At 53.5% G+C, this 20574-nt stretch carries 19 protein-coding genes, 1 other RNA gene and 1 pseudogene; 18 read left to right on the top strand and 3 right to left on the bottom strand.

The genetic code is table 11. The annotated features are described in order from the left end of the window. Nucleotides 1–10: 10 nt before the first annotated feature. Nucleotides 11–1993: a transketolase gene (gene tkt / locus AC0VXT_RS12175; protein ID WP_475545652.1), complete on the bottom strand. Its 1983-nt coding sequence runs from the start codon at nucleotides 1991–1993 to the stop codon at nucleotides 11–13. Nucleotides 1994–2425: 432 nt separating this feature from the next. Between tkt and AC0VXT_RS12170 the strand changes: the two genes are divergently transcribed. From AC0VXT_RS12170 to AC0VXT_RS12140, 7 genes and pseudogenes are all read left to right on the top strand, one after another. Then, nucleotides 2426–2692 carry a DUF4164 family protein gene (locus AC0VXT_RS12170; RefSeq protein ID WP_417822591.1) on the top strand — a complete coding sequence of 89 codons (267 nt, stop codon included), beginning with the start codon at nucleotides 2426–2428 and terminating at the stop codon, nucleotides 2690–2692. A gap of 3 nt (nucleotides 2693–2695) precedes the next feature. Further along, nucleotides 2696–3043: a cell division protein ZapA gene (locus tag AC0VXT_RS12165; protein WP_475545651.1), complete on the top strand. Its 348-nt coding sequence runs from the start codon at nucleotides 2696–2698 to the stop codon at nucleotides 3041–3043. A 210-nt stretch (nucleotides 3044–3253) separates the two neighbouring features. Further along, nucleotides 3254–3413: non-coding RNA, 6S RNA (gene ssrS, locus AC0VXT_RS12160), on the top strand. Nucleotides 3414–3545: 132 nt separating this feature from the next. Next, on the top strand, nucleotides 3546–4361 hold the full coding sequence (locus tag AC0VXT_RS12155) for a TIGR00282 family metallophosphoesterase (protein WP_475545650.1): 816 nt from the start codon (nucleotides 3546–3548) through the stop codon (nucleotides 4359–4361). Nucleotides 4362–4448: 87 nt separating this feature from the next. Further along, complete coding sequence (locus tag AC0VXT_RS12150) at nucleotides 4449–5417, top strand: IS481 family transposase (protein ID WP_475545649.1); 969 nt, start codon at nucleotides 4449–4451, stop codon at nucleotides 5415–5417. A gap of 126 nt (nucleotides 5418–5543) precedes the next feature. After that, nucleotides 5544–5886 (top strand): annotated as a pseudogene (locus AC0VXT_RS12145) (transposase); the annotation flags it as partial. 228 nt (nucleotides 5887–6114) lie between these two features. Then, complete coding sequence (locus AC0VXT_RS12140; protein ID WP_475545648.1) at nucleotides 6115–7020, top strand: transposase; 906 nt, start codon at nucleotides 6115–6117, stop codon at nucleotides 7018–7020. A gap of 109 nt (nucleotides 7021–7129) precedes the next feature. On the opposite strand, the gene AC0VXT_RS12135 is transcribed toward AC0VXT_RS12140, so the two are convergent. Further along, entirely contained in the window at nucleotides 7130–9352 is a 2223-nt protein-coding gene (locus tag AC0VXT_RS12135; RefSeq protein WP_475545647.1) for a methyl-accepting chemotaxis protein, read from the bottom strand. Nucleotides 9353–9702: 350 nt separating this feature from the next. Then, nucleotides 9703–11817: a methyl-accepting chemotaxis protein gene (locus AC0VXT_RS12130; protein WP_475545646.1), complete on the bottom strand. Its 2115-nt coding sequence runs from the start codon at nucleotides 11815–11817 to the stop codon at nucleotides 9703–9705. Between the two features lie 546 nt (nucleotides 11818–12363). Here AC0VXT_RS12130 and AC0VXT_RS12125 point away from each other — a divergent pair. From AC0VXT_RS12125 to pal, 11 genes are all read left to right on the top strand, one after another. Next, nucleotides 12364–13110 (top strand): YebC/PmpR family DNA-binding transcriptional regulator, encoded by a 747-nt coding sequence (locus AC0VXT_RS12125; RefSeq protein WP_102784816.1) that lies wholly within the window; start codon nucleotides 12364–12366, stop codon nucleotides 13108–13110. 71 nt (nucleotides 13111–13181) lie between these two features. Beyond that, entirely contained in the window at nucleotides 13182–13739 is a 558-nt protein-coding gene (gene ruvC, locus AC0VXT_RS12120; RefSeq protein WP_475545645.1) for a crossover junction endodeoxyribonuclease RuvC, read from the top strand. After that, nucleotides 13736–14437, top strand: a complete 702-nt coding sequence (ruvA, locus tag AC0VXT_RS12115; RefSeq protein WP_475545644.1) for a Holliday junction branch migration protein RuvA — start codon at nucleotides 13736–13738, stop codon at nucleotides 14435–14437. Before ruvC ends, ruvA begins: the two co-directional genes overlap by 4 nt. Continuing rightward, nucleotides 14434–15510, top strand: coding sequence for a Holliday junction branch migration DNA helicase RuvB (gene ruvB, locus AC0VXT_RS12110; protein ID WP_101304872.1), 1077 nt, complete (start codon nucleotides 14434–14436; stop codon nucleotides 15508–15510). Before ruvA ends, ruvB begins: the two co-directional genes overlap by 4 nt. Next, nucleotides 15507–15968 carry a YbgC/FadM family acyl-CoA thioesterase gene (locus AC0VXT_RS12105; RefSeq protein ID WP_022730346.1) on the top strand — a complete coding sequence of 154 codons (462 nt, stop codon included), beginning with the start codon at nucleotides 15507–15509 and terminating at the stop codon, nucleotides 15966–15968. Before ruvB ends, AC0VXT_RS12105 begins: the two co-directional genes overlap by 4 nt. Nucleotides 15969–15975: 7 nt before the next feature. Beyond that, the gene (tolQ, locus tag AC0VXT_RS12100; RefSeq protein WP_475545643.1) at nucleotides 15976–16707 is read left to right on the top strand and encodes a protein TolQ; all 732 of its coding nucleotides are present in this window, start codon (nucleotides 15976–15978) and stop codon (nucleotides 16705–16707) included. Between the two features lie 2 nt (nucleotides 16708–16709). Next, nucleotides 16710–17165, top strand: coding sequence for a protein TolR (tolR, locus tag AC0VXT_RS12095; protein WP_475545642.1), 456 nt, complete (start codon nucleotides 16710–16712; stop codon nucleotides 17163–17165). Between the two features lie 6 nt (nucleotides 17166–17171). After that, nucleotides 17172–17825, top strand: a complete 654-nt coding sequence (locus tag AC0VXT_RS12090; protein ID WP_475545641.1) for a hypothetical protein — start codon at nucleotides 17172–17174, stop codon at nucleotides 17823–17825. Continuing rightward, nucleotides 17812–18120, top strand: coding sequence for an energy transducer TonB (locus AC0VXT_RS12085; protein WP_475545640.1), 309 nt, complete (start codon nucleotides 17812–17814; stop codon nucleotides 18118–18120). The genes AC0VXT_RS12090 and AC0VXT_RS12085 overlap by 14 nt, the downstream gene beginning before the upstream one ends. A gap of 74 nt (nucleotides 18121–18194) precedes the next feature. Next, nucleotides 18195–19532 (top strand): Tol-Pal system beta propeller repeat protein TolB, encoded by a 1338-nt coding sequence (gene tolB, locus AC0VXT_RS12080; protein ID WP_028791204.1) that lies wholly within the window; start codon nucleotides 18195–18197, stop codon nucleotides 19530–19532. Between the two features lie 128 nt (nucleotides 19533–19660). Then, nucleotides 19661–20155 carry a peptidoglycan-associated lipoprotein Pal gene (gene pal / locus AC0VXT_RS12075; RefSeq protein WP_022730351.1) on the top strand — a complete coding sequence of 165 codons (495 nt, stop codon included), beginning with the start codon at nucleotides 19661–19663 and terminating at the stop codon, nucleotides 20153–20155. Nucleotides 20156–20574 lie beyond the last annotated feature (419 nt).

The following is a 20574-nucleotide window of genomic DNA, read 5'->3' as shown; positions in this document are numbered from 1 at the left end:
ACCCTCTGAATTAAACCAGTTCCTTGGCCGCTTTGACCAATGCCTCGGCAGTGATGCCGAAATGCTCATACAGAACCGGAGCCGGTGCAGAAGCACCAAATCCATGCATGCCGATAACCTTGCCGGTATCGCCAACATATTTTTCCCAACCAAACACCGACAGGGCTTCGATGGCAACGCGCGGTGCGCTGCCCAGAACGTCCTTGCGGTATTCCGGTGACTGGGCGTCAAACAGTTCCCAGCTTGGCAGCGAAACCACAACAGCATTAATGCCGTCGGCTTTCAGCTTGGCCTGAGCGTCAACTGCGATTTCAACTTCGGAACCCGTCGCGATCAGGGTAACCTGACGATCACCGTCACAATCGGAAATCACATAACCGCCACGTGCGACAAGATTGTCTTCGCGGTATTCGGTACGAAGGGTCGGCAGGTTCTGACGGGTAAGGGCCAGAACGGTCGGGCCGGTTTCGTTGGTGATTGCCATTGCCCATGCTTCTGCGGTCTCAACCGCGTCACCCGGCCGGATGACAGTGACGTTCGGCATTGCGCGCAGCGAAGCAACGTGTTCGACCGGCTGATGGGTCGGGCCGTCTTCGCCAAGACCGATTGAATCGTGCGTCATGACGTAAACAACGCGCTGGTTCATCAGGGCCGACAGACGGATTGCCGGACGGCAGTAATCGGTGAAGACCAGGAAGGTCCCGCCGTAGGGCAGGACGCCGCCATGCAGGGCCAAACCGTTCATGGCTGCGGCCATACCGTGTTCACGGATACCGTAATAGATGTAGCCACCTTCATAACCACCGTCGGCGGTGATCGGGGCCTGAACGCTGGTCTTGGTGTTGTTCGAACCGGTCAGGTCGGCAGAACCGCCGATCATTTCCGGGATCGCTTTGGTCAGAACTTCAAGAACGTTCTCGGACGCCTTACGGGTGGCGACCTTCGGCTGATCTGCTGTGATCTGCTTTTTATAGTCGTTAAACGCTTCGATCCAGTTTTCCGGAAGCTTGCCTTCGATGCGGCGCTCGAACTCGTCTTTCAGAGCGGCATCAAGACCTTCGAAGCGACCACCCCAAGCATTGAAGTCGTCCGCACCGCGTGCACCAGCAGCGGTCCATGCGTCACGCACGTCAGCAGGGATCTCAAACGGCTCAGACGTCCAACCGAGTTTTTTGCGTGCACCAGCAAGTTCTTCGGCACCAAGTGGGGAGCCGTGCGTTGCCGAGGTGCCACCCTTGGTCGGTGCGCCAAAACCGATTTCGGTTTTGCAGGCGATCATCGACGGGGTGTTGGTGGTTTTCGCTTTGGCAATCGCTGCTTCGATGGCAGCCGGGTTGTGACCGTCAATTGACTGAACATCCCAACCAGCAGCTTCAAAGCGCTTGGTGTGATCTTCAGACGTCGAAAGCGACGTCGGGCCATCAATGGAAATGCCGTTGTCGTCAAACAGGACGATCAGTTTCGACAGTTTCATGTGGCCAGCCATCGAAATGGCTTCTTGCGAAATACCTTCCATCAGGCAACCGTCGCCCGCAATCACATAGGTAAAGTGATCGACAACGTCATTGCCATAACGGGCATTCATGATGCGCTCGCCAAGGGCGAAACCAACCGAGGTCGCAATCCCCTGACCCAACGGGCCGGTGGTGGTTTCAATGCCTTCGCCGTGGCCGTATTCAGGATGACCTGCCGTGCGTGAGCCCATCTGACGGAAATTCTTGATCTGATCAAGATCGAAATCTTCGTACCCGGTCAGGTGCAGAAGCGAGTACAGAAGCATCGAACCGTGACCTGCGGACAGGATGAAACGGTCGCGGTCCGGCCAGTTCGGGTGCTTTGGATCGAATTTCAAGAATTTGGTGTAAAGAACAGTCGCAACATCTGCCATGCCCATCGGCATGCCCGGATGTCCGGAGTTTGCTTTTTCGACAGCGTCGGCCGAAAGGAAGCGGATGGCATTGGCCATGCGATTGTGTTCTGCTTGCGTCGTCATGTGATGCGGTTCCTGGGGGTTTCGCGGTCGGGCGATGAAAACACTTAAATACGGTTATTCAAACATTAACGTAATTCGCGCGGAAGATGCCCTTATGGGCGCCATCCGTCAACCGCTTCTGTCAAAAAACGACGCCGATTACCTTAAATCTGGCTAACGGATATTCTCATGTTGCATTGCTTTCGTGCGGCATGTTGACGTTGGTGCGATTGAGGCACTATGTTTTCAGAGGTTTATCGTCATTGTGTTGGAATGATTGATTTTCGCGTTCGTAGGTTCTTGGTGTCGCAGAAAAATTGATCACTACAATGGTAACGGATACTTCGGCCATTTTCATGACATCATCGGTTGGCTTTATGGTCGATTGTGATGATTCGCCGCAGATCATGTCGATCTGCAGCCCTCGAAACGTATAATATCGGGTAGGAATTTATGTCGCGGTTGCAACAGGCAAGTGATCGGCTAAAGACAGCATTGGACCGTCTTGATACCGCCGTGGAGTCGGTGCTGGATCAAGATGCACAGGACCAGTCGTCTGACGTGCAGGAAGTCGAAGCATTGCGCAGTCAGCTTTCAGCGCTGCGCGCAGATTACGACAAACTTACCCATACCACTGAAACCGTTTCGGCACGGCTTGATGGCGCGGTTGACCAGCTAAAACTCGTTCTTTCAGAAGAACCCGTCAAGGAGCAGGCATAACTCATGGCACAGGTTTCCATTCGCATTAATGGTCGCAGTTATGACATCGCGTGCGATGACGGTCAGGAAGAACGCATCCATTCTTTGGCTAATTATGTCGATGAACGGGTTAAGGAAATCTCTGGCGCGGTCGGCCAGATCGGTGAACAGCGGTTGCTGGTGATGACAAGTTTGCTGATTGCCGATGAACTGGGTGATGCCCATGAGCAACTGCGTGCGCCAAAACCAGAACAGCCAACCGTTGCAGAGCCGGGAAGTCTTTCGGCTGCTGAAAGCGACGTGCTGGCAGAAAATATTGAAAATATGGCCGGTCGGATCGAAGGCATCGCCGCAAAGCTGATCAGGGATTAATTAGTCTGTATACGGGCAGGGCTGCGCCATTGTTGTGCTTTGTAAATTGCCAAAGTGTGGTGCAAAGGTCGGGCATGGACCTGACAAAGACGTGGCCTTGGCAAGGGACGAATTCTCAAGGCACTTGAAATTACCCCAATCGAGGACTAAGTTCCGATCGCTGACCCGTTTGCGATGCGCCGTTCGCGGTGATCAAGAACGACAGCATTAAGGGAGCTGCCCTGTGCGTCAGGTTCGCTAATTCCCGGGGCCGATGCTCATTTCTCTAGGGAGCTGTCCCTGTCGAGGCCGTGGTCTCGTTAAACGGCGCCCACCTGCACACGCAGGTCACGAGGAATTACCATATGACCAACGGCAGTGTGGCTCCCGCTTTATTTATTGAAGATATCTGAACATATCCCGTCTCCTTTACGTAATGCAGTTGCGGTGCGTCCCGGGTTTGGGTGCTGCCCTTAAAAAGCATGTCCGCATTCTGGGCATGTGAAGAAACACAGGAAATAATATGCGTTTACTCCATCTCGGCGATGTTCTGGGTCAGAGCGGTCGTATAGCTGCCTTGGAAGCATTGCCGATGCTCCGCGATCGTTTGTCTGTTGATGTCGCGGTGGTGAATGTCGAAAACGCAGCCCATGGCTTTGGCGTTACGGCCAAAATCTGCAAGGAATTCTATGATGCTGGTGCGGATGTTCTGACCACAGGCAATCATGTCTGGGATCAGCGCGAGATCATTGCCTATATCGACGAGGATGAAAAACTTCTGCGTCCCTGGAACTTCCCGGATGACACACCGGGCAAGGGCGACTACGTTGTTAAAACCCGTTCGGGCAAGAAGGTCTGCGTAATCAACATGATGGGCCGTTTGTTCATGGACCCGATGTCGTGCCCGTTCCAGGGCGCGAACAAGTTGTTTTCCAAGCATAAGCTTGGCAAAAACGTTGATGCCATCATTCTTGATTTTCATGCTGAAACCACATCCGAAAAGATGGCGTTTGGCCATCATTGTGACGGGCGTGCGTCACTCGTTTTGGGCACGCACACGCATGTGCCAACTGCTGATGCGCAAATCTTGCCAAATGGTACAGGCTATCAAACCGATGTTGGCATGTGTGGTGATTTTGATTCGGTCATCGGCATGAAAAAAGAAACCTCTGTCCGCAAATTCCTGACCAAAATGCCATCTGGCCGGTTTGAACCAGCAGAAGGCCCGGCGACGGTTTGTGGTGTTTTTGTCGAAACCGACAATAACACCGGATTGGCCAAGCGTATTGAATCAGTCCGGATCGGTGGACGCCTTAAGGGCAGTTGGCCAAGCGCCTAGCTGTGAACTTTCAACAGGTTGTCCATTCGGGCCAGACCGAGGAGACTGGAGTTACCAAGCTTCAACCATCCTTGGAGGCCAGCCCGAATGAACATGCACAAGAATGCCCGTTTAACACCGATAGGTCGAGAACGTTTGGTCCGTCTGATGGAGGGCGGGCACAGCCCGGAGAGTGCGGCAGCACTCGCAGGGGTGTGCCCGCGCACCGCGCGCAAATGGCGGACGCGCTACCAGCTTGAAGGCCTGGCAGGGTTACAGGACCGCTCCTCACGCTCCAGGAAACTGCACAACCCGACAGTACCTGAGACCATCGACCGTATCATCGCCCTGCGCCGACGTCGCTGGACTGGTAAGCATATCGCCCGGGAAACCAATGTCTCACCAGCAACCGTGAGCCGTGTCCTGAAACGCGCAGGACTATCCCGCCTCAAAGACCTTGCCCCTGCCGAGCCGATACATCGTTACGAACGCGAAAGCCCCGGCGAAATCATCCATCTCGACATCAAGAAACTCGGGCGCTTCGAGCAGCCCGGTCACCGCGTTACGGGGGAGCGCACCGGTCAGTCGAACCCACGCTCACGCAAGCAGGGTGGCTATGGCTGGGAATATGTCCATGTCGCCATCGACGATCATTCACGCCTGTCGTTTTGCCAGATCCATCCCGATGAAAAGGCCGATAGTGCCATCGCTCATCTCAAGGCCGCCGTCGCCTATTATCAAAGCCTCGGTGTCAGGGTAACAGGGATCATGTCCGATAACGGACCCTGTTATACATCAATGGCCTTCGCAAAAGCCTGCAAACAGCTCGGGATCAAACACCTGCGGACAAAACCCTATACCCCTCAAACAAACGGAAAGGCTGAACGCTTCATTCAGACGGCTTTGCGTGAATGGGCCTATGCCCGGCCCTACCAGTCATCGGATCAACGCGCAAAAGACCTTCATCTTTGGGTTCATCTCTATAATTGGCACAGACCCCACGGTGGGATAAAAGACCTGACACCTATCAGTCGCCTCGGAATAAACCGGGACAACCTATTGAGGGTCCACACCTAGCCATCAATGTTAGATTGACCTGAGAATCTCAAAGGCCCGCCGATTTGAGCCTGTGTGAAAACAGGCTTCCCAAGCGTTGTCTGATTTGAGAAACTGCCCGGAGGATGAATTTCGGGCAGTTTTTTTATGTCAGGCTTTATCGAAGGAACCAGTCGCGAACAGGGAACACTTTTCCCGGACCGGCTTGATGATCTTGTTGCCGATGACAATGGGGTGCGGGTGATTGATGCCTTTGTCTCGGCCCTTGATCTACAGGCACTGGGTTTTGTCCGGGTGCAGCCAAAGGCGACAGGTCGTCCGGGCTATCATCCTTGCGTTCTTCTGAAATTGTATCTGTATGGCTATCTGAACCGTTTGCGTTCGAGCCGGGGGCTGGAACGCGAATGCCACCGCAATATCGAACTTTTGTGGCTGCTGGACCGTTTGGCCCCTGATTTCAAGACGATTGCCGATTTCCGCCGAACGAACCGGGAGGGGATAGGCCGGGTTTGTCGCAGTCTTGTGCTGTTTCTGCGCGGGGAAGGGCTGATCGCGGGTCAGTGCCTGGCCGTGGACGGATCGAAATTCCAGGCAGATACCAGTCCGCAAAAAGTCTGGACGAAGTCACAGCTTCAAAAGCGGATCGCCGATATTGACCGGCAAATATCGGACTATCTCGCAGAGATGGACGCCATTGACCATAGCCAGAATGCTACGGATGGCCCGTCGGCACACCCCGTCGGACGTCCCGGGCGGCACAGGAGGTAAAACAGGTGATGTGCGTGCAACCCTTGCAAAGTTGCGCGCGCAGAAAGCCGATCTGGCCCAGTCGGTGCTTCTGATGGACGAGATGGGACAGACACAGGTGGTTATCGGAGATGGGGATGCCCGGATCATGCGATCAGGCAAAGGCCGGATTGTCGGCTACAATCTTCAGTCTGCGGTCGATGATGCCCACGGGCTGATCGCTCATCATGAAGTGACACAGGCGACATCGGACCAGAATGAATTGCATCGGGTCGCCAAAGCAGCAAAGGACGTGCTTGAGCGCACAAAGATAGATATTCTGGCCGATGCGGGCTATGCCGATGCAGAGCAGATCGCGGCCTGTGACGAAGATGGCATCACCGCTTTTGTTCCCCATCCTCGCTCACGTAACACGCATGGTGATTTCTTTGAAAAGTCCGACTTCGACTGGGATGCAGCCAAGCAGCATTATATCTGTCCGGCAGGAAATGTCCTGTCCTTCGAGAATGCCTCGCGCAAGAACCAGAGCGCCAATTACGTGGCCGATCCGAAGGATTGCGCCGCCTGTGCGCACAAATCCCGTTGCACCAAAGTCGACCGGCGACGGGTCAGCCGCCATTTGCTTGAGGGGACCCTCGAGCAAACGGCCCAACGCATGGCGGACCATCCCGAGGCGATGACACGACGAAAATCCCTTGTCGAACATCCGTTTGGCATTCTCAAACACATGATGGGAACACCGAGGTTCCTGTGCCGGGGCTTGCCTGCGGTCAAGGCAGAAATGGCCTTATCCGTCACAGCTTTCAATCTCAAGCGCGCCATCAACATTCTCGGGGCAAAAAACATCTTCGAAAGGCTCTTGCTCGCCCCCGTATGAGGAAAACACACACAGTTTATGAAAAACCCCGCTACAGGAGCAGCGGGGTTTTGACACAGGCTCGATTTGGCGGGCCTTTGTTTTAGATGTTTGACGCCTAAGCAAATGATCAGGCAGCGCGGTCGCGGGCCTGCTGACGCAGATCTTCAAGAATGTTGGTGATGCGGTTGCGCATTTCACTGACTTTCTCGGATGCGACCTTGGATGTGGTTAGAACTTCGCCAGACAACTGGCCGGTTTTACCCGTCTCGTTGGCAACCTCGGTAATGGATGCTGATACCGAACGGGTTCTGTCTGCTGCCCCACGCACATTTCGCGTGATCTCATCGGTCGCGGCCCCCTGTTCTTCGACAGCTGCTGAAATCGTGGTGGCGATTTCATTGAGGCTGGTAATGATCGTTCCGATATCACCGATGGCTGTCACAGACTCACCTGTTGCCTTCTGGATACCGGAAATCTGACCGGCGATTTCTTCGGTCGCTTTTTCTGTCTGATTGGCAAGGTTTTTGACCTCGGCGGCGACAACGGCAAAGCCTTTGCCAGCGTCACCCGCACGGGCGGCCTCAATCGTTGCGTTCAGTGCCAGAAGGTTGGTTTGTTCGGCAATGTCGGTAATCAGCGCGATAACCTCGCCAATACGACCGGCCGATTGCGACAGGCTGTGTACCAGTTCGTTGGTGTGCTGTGCACGTTGAGACGCCTCGTTAGAGATACGCGTCGTCTCTGCCATCTGGCGATTAATCTCGGCGTTGGATGCCGAAAGTTGCTCGGTTGCGGCGGCAACCGTTTCAACGTTGCCGGTGGCTTCCTGTGCCGATGTTGCGACATCTTCGCTCTGGGTGGATACCAGTTCGGCACTGTGGGTCATCTGACCCGAAACCCCCTGAAGCTGATCGGCAAGGGTGGCGATTTCATTGACCGCTGTTTCGACTTCATCCTGAAGTGTATCAGCCAGACCAAGAAGCTCGTCGCGCAGCGCTTCATTGCGTTCACGGTTAAGGTGCTCTTCTTCTGCCTGCATATCGCGGACCTTGATCGCATTTTCCTTAAACACATCAACAGCGCGTCCCATAGCGGAAATTTCGTCATGCCCTTTGGACGGAACATCGACGTCAAGATCACCATCCGCCAGCGAAACCATGGTTTTCTGCAAACCGGCCAAACGACGTAAAAGGTTACCACGCACATAGACGACAAATATCAGTAACGGGATAAGGATTGCTGCGGCACCAACCCCGTACATGACATAGGTACTTTGGGTGTTGAGTGTGTTTGCATCACCTGCAGCCCGGTCTACGCCGGTTTGAAGGGCCTCGACCATCGCATTGACGCCATTTTCCATGGCGGTTGCGTATTCTGCAGTATGGACAACGGCAGCGGCCTGTTCTTCGGACAGTTCAAGTTCGCGCATCCGTAACGCCGGGATGCTTGCATCCCCAACCGTCAGCTCACGAATGTCCTTGATCAGACCAAGATAAAACTTCTGAAGTTTCTTGTTTTCAAGGCCATTGATGGTTTTTTCGGCTTGATCAATTGTGCCACGGATCTGAACGCTGGTGATTTTTAGGCGCGTCGAGTCACTTGATGACGCAGTGCTCAAAATTGTGTTGGTTATTTCCCCGCCAAGACGTGCCAATTCGAGGATCGGCGCACGGTCGCTGAGCGTTGTATCAAGCGTAAACAGCAGATCTTTGCTTTGGGTCAGCTGATCAGGTGTCAGATAATTGCCGCTTTTGCGCAGTTCTTCGACTTGGGCTGCAACAGTGGAAATTTGATTTTGTGACATCGATGTCAATGGTTTGATCATTGATGCAAAGCGACCGCTCAGCTGCTGGAACTGATCAAGCTTCTCGGAAATTTCAGCAGCAACTTCAAAGCGGTTCAGAGTTTTTTGGTGCAGCTCTTCCAAGCCACCGGCAAGGTCTTGCCCGCTTTTTTCGATATGTGACAGGGATTCAGGTGACATCCCTGATTGCGCGAGTTTCTCAAGCTCTTCGCGCAAGCCATCGAGCAACATGTCGAGTTCGATTTTGACAACCTGCTCTTCGGACGGTGTTGATGCCGCAACAATCCGCGGTGCGGATGCGACGATCTTTACGCTTTCGGTTGCCAGTTGCTGAGCTGTGAACATTGGTGGCAGTTGTTCATAGGCAATCTCGTCAAGTCGAGTGCCAAATTTATTAAATGAAAATACGGAAACGGCTGCTGCTAATACAGCAATAAGGCCAACCAGGAAAAAGGCACCCGCCAGTTTTTCGCGTACGCCCAATCCCGATTTTCCCGCCGCTTTCGGCGCAGACGGCTTGTTGCCGCGTTTTATATTCAATCCCATTATTTGGTATCCCCATAGACGAATAAGCCGGGTGCCGACACATTGCTGCATCGACGCACGTTGTACGGGTCTCTCAGATGAAACTTCCCGGGAATGCCGCTTTCGGAGGACATCTGTTCTGCCAGTGTGTGGGGCGGCAGTTCAGATGAGGAAAGGTGGCTTATGTTATTGTTATTAGACAAAGCTATAGCATAGCCTTTGCAACACAAGCACGAGTTTTTCCCCTTAGTCCTACGTATAGGTTGTTTGTGCGCTGCCGCTCAATGCCAAGAGTAGGGGGAACAAACTGGCCATAAAAAAGGCCCGCCATCGCGGCGGGCCTTTCGTCAGGATCACAAAGCAGTTTTGGATCAGGAAGCCGCGCGATCATGTGCCTGCTGGCGCAGATCGTCGAGGATTGTGTTGATCCGTGATCGCAAGTTTTCGACCTTTTGCGAGGCTTCTTGTGCCGTCAACAGGACCTGGCTTGAAAGTTCGCCAGTCTTGCTGGTTTCGGCGGAAACCTCGGTAATCGACGACGATACCGAACGGGTGCGATCCGCTGCACCGCGAACGTTCCGGGTGATTTCGTCGGTTGCAGCACCCTGTTCCTCGACCGCAGCCGAAATGGTGGTTGCGATTTCATTGAGGTTTTCAATAATTCGACCAATATCACCGATGGCCGTCACCAATTCACCGGTTGCCTTCTGAATGCCGGAAATCTGCCCCGAAATTTCTTCGGTTGCTTTTTCCGTCTGGTTGGCAAGGTTTTTGACCTCGGCGGCGACAACGGCAAAGCCTTTGCCGGCATCACCGGCACGGGCGGCCTCAATCGTTGCGTTGAGGGCGAGAAGGTTGGTCTGTTCGGCAATGTCGGTAATCAACGCAATGACTTCGCCAATGCGATCTGCCGACTGTGACAGGCTGACCACCAGTTCGTTGGTTTCCTGTGCACGGGTCGATGCTTCGCCGGAAATCCGGGTTGATTCCGCCATTTGACGGTTGATTTCCGCGTTCGATGCCGACAGCTGTTCGGTCGCTGCGGCAACTGTTTCAACGTTGCCGGTGGCTTCTTGTGCCGAGTTGGCGACTTCTTCGGTCTGACCCGAAACCAGTTCGGCACTTGAGGTCATCTGACCCGACACACCTTGCAACTGATCACCAAGAGCTGCGATTTCATTCACAGCACTTTCGACTTCGTTCTGAAGCGTATCGGCAAGGCCAAGAAGTTCATCGCGCAGCGCTTCGTTGCGTTCATGGTTAAGGCGTTCTTCTTCGGCCTGCATGTCGCGGACCTTGATCGCATTATCTTTGAACACGTCAACTGCACGGCCCATGGCGCTGATTTCATCGTTGCCTTTGGACGGTACCGCAACTTCAAGGTTGCCGTCCGCCAGCTGAACCATGGTTTTCTGCAACCCGCCAAGACGGCGCAGTACGTTGCCACGAACATAGAGCACATAAATCGCAAGCGAAATCAGAATCGCAGCAATTGCAACCACGAACAATGCGGTCAGGCCTTGTTTTTGGACAATATTTGCCTCAGCAGCAGCAGCATCGACTTCGGCGTTCAGGGCTGAGACCAGCTCATTTACGCTGTTGCGCATCGCGGTGGCATATTCGGCACTTTGAACAACCAGTGCCTGACTGCTTTCGGTCGCGGCAAGTTCACGTTTACGAAGATCGGGAAGGCTGTTGTCGCCAATCGAAAGCGCCTGCATTTTGTCGATTAGATCGGCATAGAATGTTTTGAGACGATCATTGTCGAGCGCCTCCAGCTTATCGAGTGCATCGGTATAGACACCACGAATACGAACAGGAATGATCGAAAGACGAACAGCCTGTGTTTCCGTCGTGCTGGCAATAATCATGTTTGACGCAGCAGAGCCAAGGCGCTCGATCTCAAGAATCGGTGTGCGCGTATCAATCGCAGATGCCAATTTCACGAAGGTCTCAAGGATTTGTTCCTTGCCCTCGCTATATTGGCGCGAGGAGTCCTCCGCGAATGACGCTGCATATTGCCCGCCTTGGGAAATATCGTTCTGGGTATAGGACAGAACCGGCTTCAAAGTATCGGCATATCGCTTTGCCAGGTTTTGGAATTCTGTCAGCTTCTCGGCTTTTTCATTGGAGACGGAAAACCGTTCCTGCGTAACTGTATGAAGCTGCTCAAGCGTACCCTGAAGAAGATTGCGACTGTCATTGATGCTGGCGATGACTTCTGGCATGAAACCTGTGGCTTCAATCTCGTTGATGTCAGTCACCAGTGCCGAAAGACGCACAGCAAGTTCATCATTGATGGCAATTTCTTCTTCGGTACTTGCCGAGGCAACGATACGTGGTGCGATGGCAACAATTTCTGCACTGCCGGTTGCTAGTCGCTGTGCGGCGGCAATTGGTGGAAGTTTTTCCTCAGTGATGGTCGTGAGCGCATCACCGAATTTGGTAAATGATACGCCACCGACAACAGCCGAAACGACAGCCATCAATCCAACCACAGCAAACGAAATCAATAATTTGCTTTGGACCCCGAATTTAGTTCCCATTCTTTCTACCTTTTTGTTTCCTGACTTTTCCCTGACAGCTTCTGCGTCCGTCGAGGTTCTTGTTAACCGCCCGGGTGGGTGAACCCATTGATTTTGTGGGCAGTCGTACAATCCCTAAGAGTTCTTTTTTGTTTATTGCCTAAGCGATACCCATTAATGGAAGAATATTATCGCGACTGCAACATTTAACCTTTAGTCGTATCAAAAACTCAATGGAAATTTGTATGTGAAAGCCGGTGCGACATTGTTATTTGATGGCAAACGTGGGTTTCGACCTGTCGTTTCGCTAAGCATGGCTGGACCTTGCAGGGTAAACAGGCTATAGGAGCGGTCGAAATTTTCGTTCGCGCGTTTTGTAGATACCGCACTTTATTGTATCTGAAAATGCCCGGACAGGCTGGCTTGAATGGGGAAATGCCATTAGGGCCAGCGTGGTGTCAGTCGGCACCGATCCACATGAAGTTTAATGAATACAGGTTGTAGGTTATGGCCGGCCATTCCCAATTTAAGAACATTATGCACCGCAAAGGTGCCCAGGATAAAAAACGCGCCAAGATATTCACCAAGATTGCGCGCGAAATTACCGTTGCTGCAAAAATCAGTGACGATATAGACAGCAACCCGCGTCTTCGTGCGGCAATTTCCGCAGGGCGTGCTCAAAACATGCCCAAGGACAACATCGAACGTGCCATCAAAAAGGCGACCGGTGCTGGCGAAGGCGATAACTACGAAGAAGTCCGCTACGAAGGATACGGCACCGCAGGTGTTGCCGTCATCGTCGAAGCGTTGACCGATAACCGTAACCGTACCGCATCCGAGGTTCGTGCAGCTTTCACCAAAAGCGGTGGTAACCTTGGTGAAACAGGTTCAGTTGGCTTCATGTTTAACCGTCTTGGCGAAATCGTTTATCCGGCGAGCGTTGCCGGTGCTGACGAAATCTTTGAAGCCGCCCTCGAAGCTGGGGCTGCCAATGTTGAGTCTGACGATGACAGCCATATCGTTGATACCGAACTCGAAGACCTCAATACGGTACGCGAAGCTTTGACAGAAAAATTCGGTGATCCGGAAAGTGCCAAAATGGTGTTCCGTGCCGTCACCGAGGCGGATGTCACAATCGATCAGGCCCAAAGCATCATGAAACTTGTTGATGTTCTTGAAGACAACGATGACGTTCAGAATGTCTGGACCAACGTTGCCTGGACCGACGAAATTGTCGCTGGCCTCGATAACTAATTAGTATTTGCCAACACCCGCCTTTCGCTTTTGAATGGCGGGTGTTTTGTATCTAATCGGTAAATTATAGGGTGACACTGTGGTCAGAGTTCCTCGGGATTGATCCCGGTCTTCAACGTACTGGCTGGGGGGTGATAGACCTTCAGGACAACCGCATGCGTCATGTTGCCAACGGGGTTGTGAGTTCGACCCAGTCGCTGTCGCTTGCCGAACGTCTTGATCAGCTCCATACCGGGTTGATGGAAGTGATCGAAACATGGACCCCTGACGAAGCCGCGGTCGAAGAAACCTTTGTGAACAAGAACCCTGTTTCAACACTAAAACTGGGTCAGGCACGCGGTGTTGCCTTGCTTGCCCCGGCACGAAGTGGCATCCCGGTAACGGAATATACACCCAATGCCGTCAAAAAGACGGTGGTCGGTGCCGGTCACGCAGCCAAACAACAGGTTGAAATGATGGTGTCAACCTTGCTGCCGGGGTGTGAAATTGCCGGGGCCGATGCCGCCGATGCGCTTGCAGTTGCTATTTGTCACGCGCAACATGCCGGAAACCGAGCCCTTGCCGCAACCATGGCAGCCAAACCGACAGGCAACGGCAGACCAACAGGGAATGGGAGAAAATACAGGTGATCGCGAAACTGCGTGGAATTATCGATTTCATCGGCGAAGACAGCGTCATTATAGATGTGAATGGCGTTGGATATCTTGTTTTTGCATCCCGTCGAACCCTGTCGATGCTGCCTGCAAAGGGCGGTGATGCAGGCTTGATGATCGAAACCCATGTCCGTGAAGATCATATTCATCTGTATGGATTTGCCGATAACGCCGAAAAGCAGTGGTTTTCGCTTTTGACCACGGTGCAAGGTGTTGGCGCAAAAGTCGCCTTGGCCCTTTTGTCTGTTTTGAGCCCGACCGATCTTTTGCGCGCCCTGGCGGCACAGGATACAACGGCACTCTGCCGTGCGCCGGGCATTGGCCCCAAGGTTGCCACCCGTATTGTCGGTGAGCTTAAAGACAAGGCCGCCAAACTGAACCTTGGCCCGGTTGCCGCGCCGGCACCTGTCACAGAGGCAGCTGCACCAGCCAAAGCAGCCTCAAAATCAAAGAAAACGTCAAAATCATCCGATGATGTGAGTGGCGACACAGCAAGTGTTGAGCCGATTGTCGATGATGGTGTGGTGTTGGCCGATGCCGTATCCGCCCTTGTCAATCTTGGCTATGGCCGGTCCGAGGCTTTTGGTGCGGTCGGCAAGGCCGCCCAGTTGGCCGGTGAGGACAAGTCGATTGATACTCTGATCCGCTTGGGACTAAAGGAGCTTAGCGCGTGAGCGAGGAAGAAGACCGTCTGCTCAGTGGCGAGCGTCGCGACGAAGATCAACAGGATGGATCGCTGCGTCCGCGCCGGTTGGATGATTTTACTGGCCAGAAAGAAGTGCGCGAAAACCTTGATGTCTTTATTCGGGCTGCACGGGCGCGTGAAGAAGCCATGGACCATGTTTTGTTCTTTGGTCCGCCCGGTCTTGGTAAAACCACCTTGTCGCAAATCGTTGCCAGTGAACTGGGTGTCGGCTTTCGCGCAACGTCGGGGCCGGTCATTTCCAAGGCCGGTGATCTTGCCGCCTTGCTGACAAACCTTCAGCCACGCGACGTTCTGTTCATTGATGAAATTCACCGTCTGAACCCGGCGGTTGAAGAAATTTTGTATCCGGCGATGGAAGACTTCCAGCTTGATCTGATCATTGGCGAAGGTCCGGCCGCACGGTCTGTACGGATTGATTTACCCCCCTTTACCCTTGTCGGGGCGACAACCCGTTCGGGGCTTTTGACCACACCGCTGCGTGATCGGTTTGGTATTCCGCTGCGTCTTCGATTCTACGAACCCGAAGAACTCGTCACCATCGTTGCCCGTGGTGCGAAACTTTTGAATTTCGATATGACCCGCGAAGGGGCCATGGAAATCGCACGCCGGTCGCGCGGAACACCGCGTATTGCCGGACGTTTGTTGCGCCGGGTGCGTGATTTCGCCTCTGTGGCAGAAAAATCACCGGTTGATAAATTTATTGCCGATGCAGCTTTGATCCGGCTTGAGGTCGATAACCTTGGGTTGGACAGTCAGGATCGGCGCTATCTGAATTGTATCGCCGGGAACTATGGCGGCGGCCCTGTCGGGGTCGATACGCTTGCTGCTGCCCTGTCTGAAGAACGCGATACAATCGAAGACGTGATCGAGCCTTATTTGTTGCAACAAGGGTTGATCCAACGCACGCCACGTGGCCGTATGCTTGGGATTAAGGGGTTTAAGCACCTTGGTCTTACACCGCCACGCGAAGCAGGGGGCGTACCACTTTCTGATCTGTTCGATGGTCAGGTTGATGGCCCGGCGGGGGATCAATCGGAATGACACAAAACGATCATGACGCGTTGCGGGGCTATCTTGATGGCAACCGGCATATCTATCCGTTGATTGTGTTTTACGAGGATACGGATGCGGGCGGTATTGTCTATCACGCCAACTATCTTGCATTTGCCGAGCGCGCACGTTCAGCGATGCTTAACCTGTTGGGCTTTACCAATCGTAATGTTGCAGAACGCCACAAAGTTGCCATAGCCGTTCGACACTGTACGCTCGATTTTCGTCGTGCGGCCCGGTTGGAAGACCGCCTTACGGTGGAAAGCCGTGTGATAAAGCTTGGGGGCGCGTCGCTCGGTTTTGAACAAAAGGTGATGCGCGACGATGAAGAACTTGTGGTGATCGAGATATATCTCGCCTGCATGTCGCTTGAAGAACTTCGGGCACAAAGATTGCCCGATGAACTGAGAACGGCGTTCAATCGCTATCTGGATGTGGACAAGGACTAAAGAGAATATGGAAAATCAAGTGGTCAACGCGGTAACGCTGGGGCAGTCGGTCATGTCGCATGACATGTCTCTGTGGGGGCTTTTCATGCAGGCTGGGCTGGTCGTCAAAGTCGTGATGATCGGACTGTTAATGGCTTCGGTCTGGGTATGGGCTATCGTTATCGAAAAAATGCTGCGCCTTCGCAAGTTGCGCGCGCAGGCTGGTACTTTTGAAGAAGCCTTTTGGTCGGGCGGTTCGCTCGAAGATCTGTATGACCGGATTGCCGATAAGCCGCGCGATCCGATGTCCGCGATTTTTGTCTCGGCCATGCGCGAATGGCGTCGCTCGAATGCCCGTGGGATCAAGGGCGATACAATGCGCGCACGTTTGCAGCAGCGCCTTGAAAGAACCATGGAAACGACGCTTGGTCGTGAAATGGACCGGGTGGAACGTTATATGACGTTCCTGGCATCGGTCGGCTCAACCGCACCGTTTGTTGGTCTGTTCGGAACCGTTTGGGGCATCATGGTATCGTTCCAGGCGATTGCTGCGTCGAAAAATACATCGCTTGCGGTGGTTGCGCCGGGGATTGCCGAAGCACTTTTGGCAACCGCAATGGGCCTTGTTGCAGCTATCCCTGCTGTGGTGGCCTACAACAAGATTTCCAGCGACCTGAACCGGTATAACAACCGTCTCGAAGCATTCGTTGATGAGTTTACTTCGATCCTGTCGCGCCAACTTGACGACGCGAGAGACTGATCATGGGCGCACAGCTTTCATCCCGATCAGGTGGCAGCGGACGTCGCGGGCGTCGTAACAACCGCCGTGCCGCCATGAGCGACATCAACGTCACACCGATGGTGGACGTGATGCTGGTTCTGCTGGTGATCTTTATGGTCGCGGCACCGCTGATGACGGTTGGTGTCAACGTCAACCTGCCTGAAACCAGTGCGGCCCCGATGACCGGGCAGGATGAGCCGCTTGTGGTATCGGTTTCGCGCGAAGGCACGATCTATATTATGGATAGTGAAATCGCACAGGAAACCCTGACCGAAAAACTCGATGCCATCACCGACAACAAACAGGAAACCCGCATTTTCGTACGCGGTGACAAGGCCATTGATTACGGCCGTGTGATGGAAGTGATGGGACTGATCAAGGATGCCGGCTTTACCAAGGTCGCCCTGATCGCTGAATTGCCCAAAAAGGGTTCGTAACCAGACATGCTGCGCTACGCTCTCATATCGTTTGGTTTGCATTTTGTGCTGTTTTTGATCGCATGGTTCGGTTTGCCCGACCTGTTCGAAGAAACGCCAATGGATTTGCAATCGATCTCGGTCGAAGTTGTGACGGTGGATGAATTTTCCGCTGCACCGACCAAGGCCTTGCCAAAGCCCGAGCCGAAAGAAAAGCCAAAACCTAAACCGGTGGCAAAGCCAGAGCCAAAACCGGTGGCGAAGCCTGAGCCGAAACCAGAACCGAAGCCGGAACCAAAGCCTGAGCCCAAACCAGAACCGAAACCAGAACCGAAACCGGTTCCCAAGCCCGAGCCGGTTCCGACGCCCGAGGTTAAAAAACAGCCGGAACCGACACCGGAACCTCAACCTGTTAAGGAGTTGGCCGAAGTAACGCCGCAAAGCAAACCAACGCCACCTAAACCTGAACCGGTCAAAAAGACCGAACCGAAAAAGGAAGAGCCCAAGAAGGAGGAGCCGAAAAAGCGCCTTCTGGACAATATCCTAAAGGACGTTCGCAAGCTTAAGGAAACATCAGAAGCCAGCCCAACAGAGCCGCAGCCCGAGGAAACCCCGGAAGAAAATGCGAGCGAAGTGGTGGCAACCCGGCTTGATGCAGAATCTGACCATGAGCGAACTTGATGCGGTCAAACGTCAGATTGAAAAATGCTGGAGCCCACCGGCTGGGGCGAAGGAAGCAGGCGCGTTTGCGGTGGAAATCCATGTCAGCGCAAACCCGGACGGGACTGTTCGACAGGCGCAAATCAGCAACCTGAACGATATTCAGGGTGATGTATCACGTCGAACAATTGCGGAAAGTGCACTTCGAGCTGTGCTAAATCCGCAATGCAGCCCTCTGAAACTGCCGCTGGATAAATACGAAATGTGGCGCACATTCACGTTCAATTTTGACATGCGTGAAATGCTGGGCCTTTGAATTATAAGTTCTTGAACACGCGTGGAAAATAGCGAGGCAGGATGACGATCAAGACCAACGTACGAACACGAAATATGGTGAGCCGCGGCCTTGCAGGGCTGTGCGCGCTTGCTGTCGTCGCTGGCCTGAATTTTGGTTTCATTGCGCCGGCACAGGCAGAACTTCGGATTGATATCACCAGAGGTGAGCTTAAACCGATGCCAATTGCTGTTGCCCGGTTCCCGGGCGACGGGGTTGCCGAAACGGAAATCGGTCAGAACATGACGCAGGTCATCAGTGCTGATCTGGAACGTTCGGGACTGTTTTCGCCGATCAATGAAAAGGCGTTCATCCAAAGTGCCGCGTCGCTTGCGGTGAACCCGAACTTTGCCGAATGGCGCGCGATTAATGCGCAGGCCTTGGTGAACGGACGGGTGGTCACCGAAGCAAACGGTCTTCTGCGTGTTGAATTCCGCCTGTGGGACGTGTTGGCCGAAAACCAGATGGCGGGTGTTGCGTATCGCACACAACCCAATAACTGGCGCCGCATTGCCCATAAGATCGCTGATGAAATCTATAAGCGGATCACAGGCGAAAGCGGTTATTTCGATACCCGTATTGTTTATGTTTCGGAAACAGGTCCGGCTGACAACCGCAATAAGCGGTTGGCAATCATGGATCAAGATGGTGCAAACCACCGGTTCCTGTCCGATGGTCGGTTCCTTGTGCTGAACCCGCGGTTCTCGCCGACGGCACAGGAAGTGGTCTATATGTCGTACTTTAACGACAAGCCACGCGTGTATGTTTTGGATATTGATACCGGCGAGTTGGAATTGCTGGGCGATTTTCCGGGGATGACTTTCGCGCCCCGATTCGCACCAGACGGCAACTCGGTTGTGATGTCGCAGGCGTTAGACGGTAACAGCGAAGTTTATGAACTTGACCTTCGCACCCGTGAAAAACGTCAGCTTACGCGACATCCTGCCGTGGATACGTCGCCATCCTACTCGCCAGATGGGTCGCGCATTGCGTTCAACTCCGATCGCAGCGGCGCACAACAAATCTATGTGATGAATGCCGACGGTAGCGGCGTACAGCGTATCAGTTTCGGTGGTGGCCTTTATTCCACTCCGGTCTGGTCGCCTCGCGGAGACCTGATTGCATTCACGAAATCGCAAGGAGGAAGGTTCTATATCGGCGTAATGCGGCCAGACGGTAGTGGAGAAAGACTGCTGGCCGAAGGGTTCCTCGTAGAGGGCCCAACATGGGCGCCGAACGGCCGGGTGTTGATGTATCATCGCCAGCATCCGTCCAAGGACGGAACCAAGGATCGCTTTCGTTTGTATTCGATTGATCTGACAGGTTATAACGAGCGAGAGATCGTTACACCTGCGGATGGGTCGGATCCTGCATGGTCGCCCTTGATTCCCTGATATCTCAAGAGTATAGTCATCGCGAAGCACTGAATGCGATTCGCTTAAATCGCGGGCATTTTCGGTGTCGCGAGACATGGAAAACACCAACTCGGGCGAATGCGTCCGGTGTTAAGGGGAAATTTTAAATGAAACTTCGTATTCTCAGCGTCTTTGCTGCTGCCGCGCTTCTGGCTGCATGTGAAACTGCTCCTGATAGCTCAGCTACCACTGGTGGCGAAGGTGTATCGACTGTAAACCAGCCGTCTACCAGCACCTCGCTTTCCGAAAGCAGCCCTGAGTGGTTTGCTGTTAACGTTGGTGACCGCGTATTCTTTGGCCTGGACAAATATGACCTGGCCGGTGAAGCACGTCGCACCCTCGAACTGCAGGCTGCTTGGTTGAAAAAATACCCGCAGTACAAAGTTGTTGTTGAAGGTCATGCCGACGAACGCGGCACCCGTGAATACAACCTTGCACTCGGCGAACGTCGCGCAAGCTCGGTCAAAGATTATCTGATCGCTCTGGGCATTGACCCGTCGCGCGTTGAAACCATTTCCTATGGCAAAGAGCGCCCTGTTGCTCTTGGCCATGACGAAGAAAGCTGGGCCAAAAACCGCCGCTCTGTATCGGTTATCCGTTAAGCGCGTGTGGGCTAAAGCCTGACTGAATATCAAGGCGCCTGTCCCGTTTGGGGCAGGCGCCTTATTTTTGCCGCCTGAAAATGTTTGAAAATGTAGTCGTGCCCTGTTCAAATCGGCATTTGGTAATATTGCATTGACGACAAAGGACCGAGAGGCTGTTGCATTTAATGTGTCCCTTTTTGCCAGACGCATCCTGCGACACTGCAAGGATAAGGTCCGTAGAAGCACAGAGTGACTATGGTTACAAGGGGTGACATACCAATGCAGAGAGACATCCCGATCCGAAGGGTTTGCTTTTCGCGGCGTTTCGCTGCGTTATATTGTTTCGCCGATGCGCCGCATCATCCTGCACGCAGTGCTTTGCCAAACGACACGCCAAAAAACAAACAAAATGGAGCAGATTAAATGCACCAGGCTCT

The sequence above is a fragment of the Thalassospira sp. Z349TD_5 genome, assembly GCF_056173045.1.
Note: the sequence above shows the minus strand (reverse complement) of the source record. Positions and strands in the feature narration are given on the sequence as shown.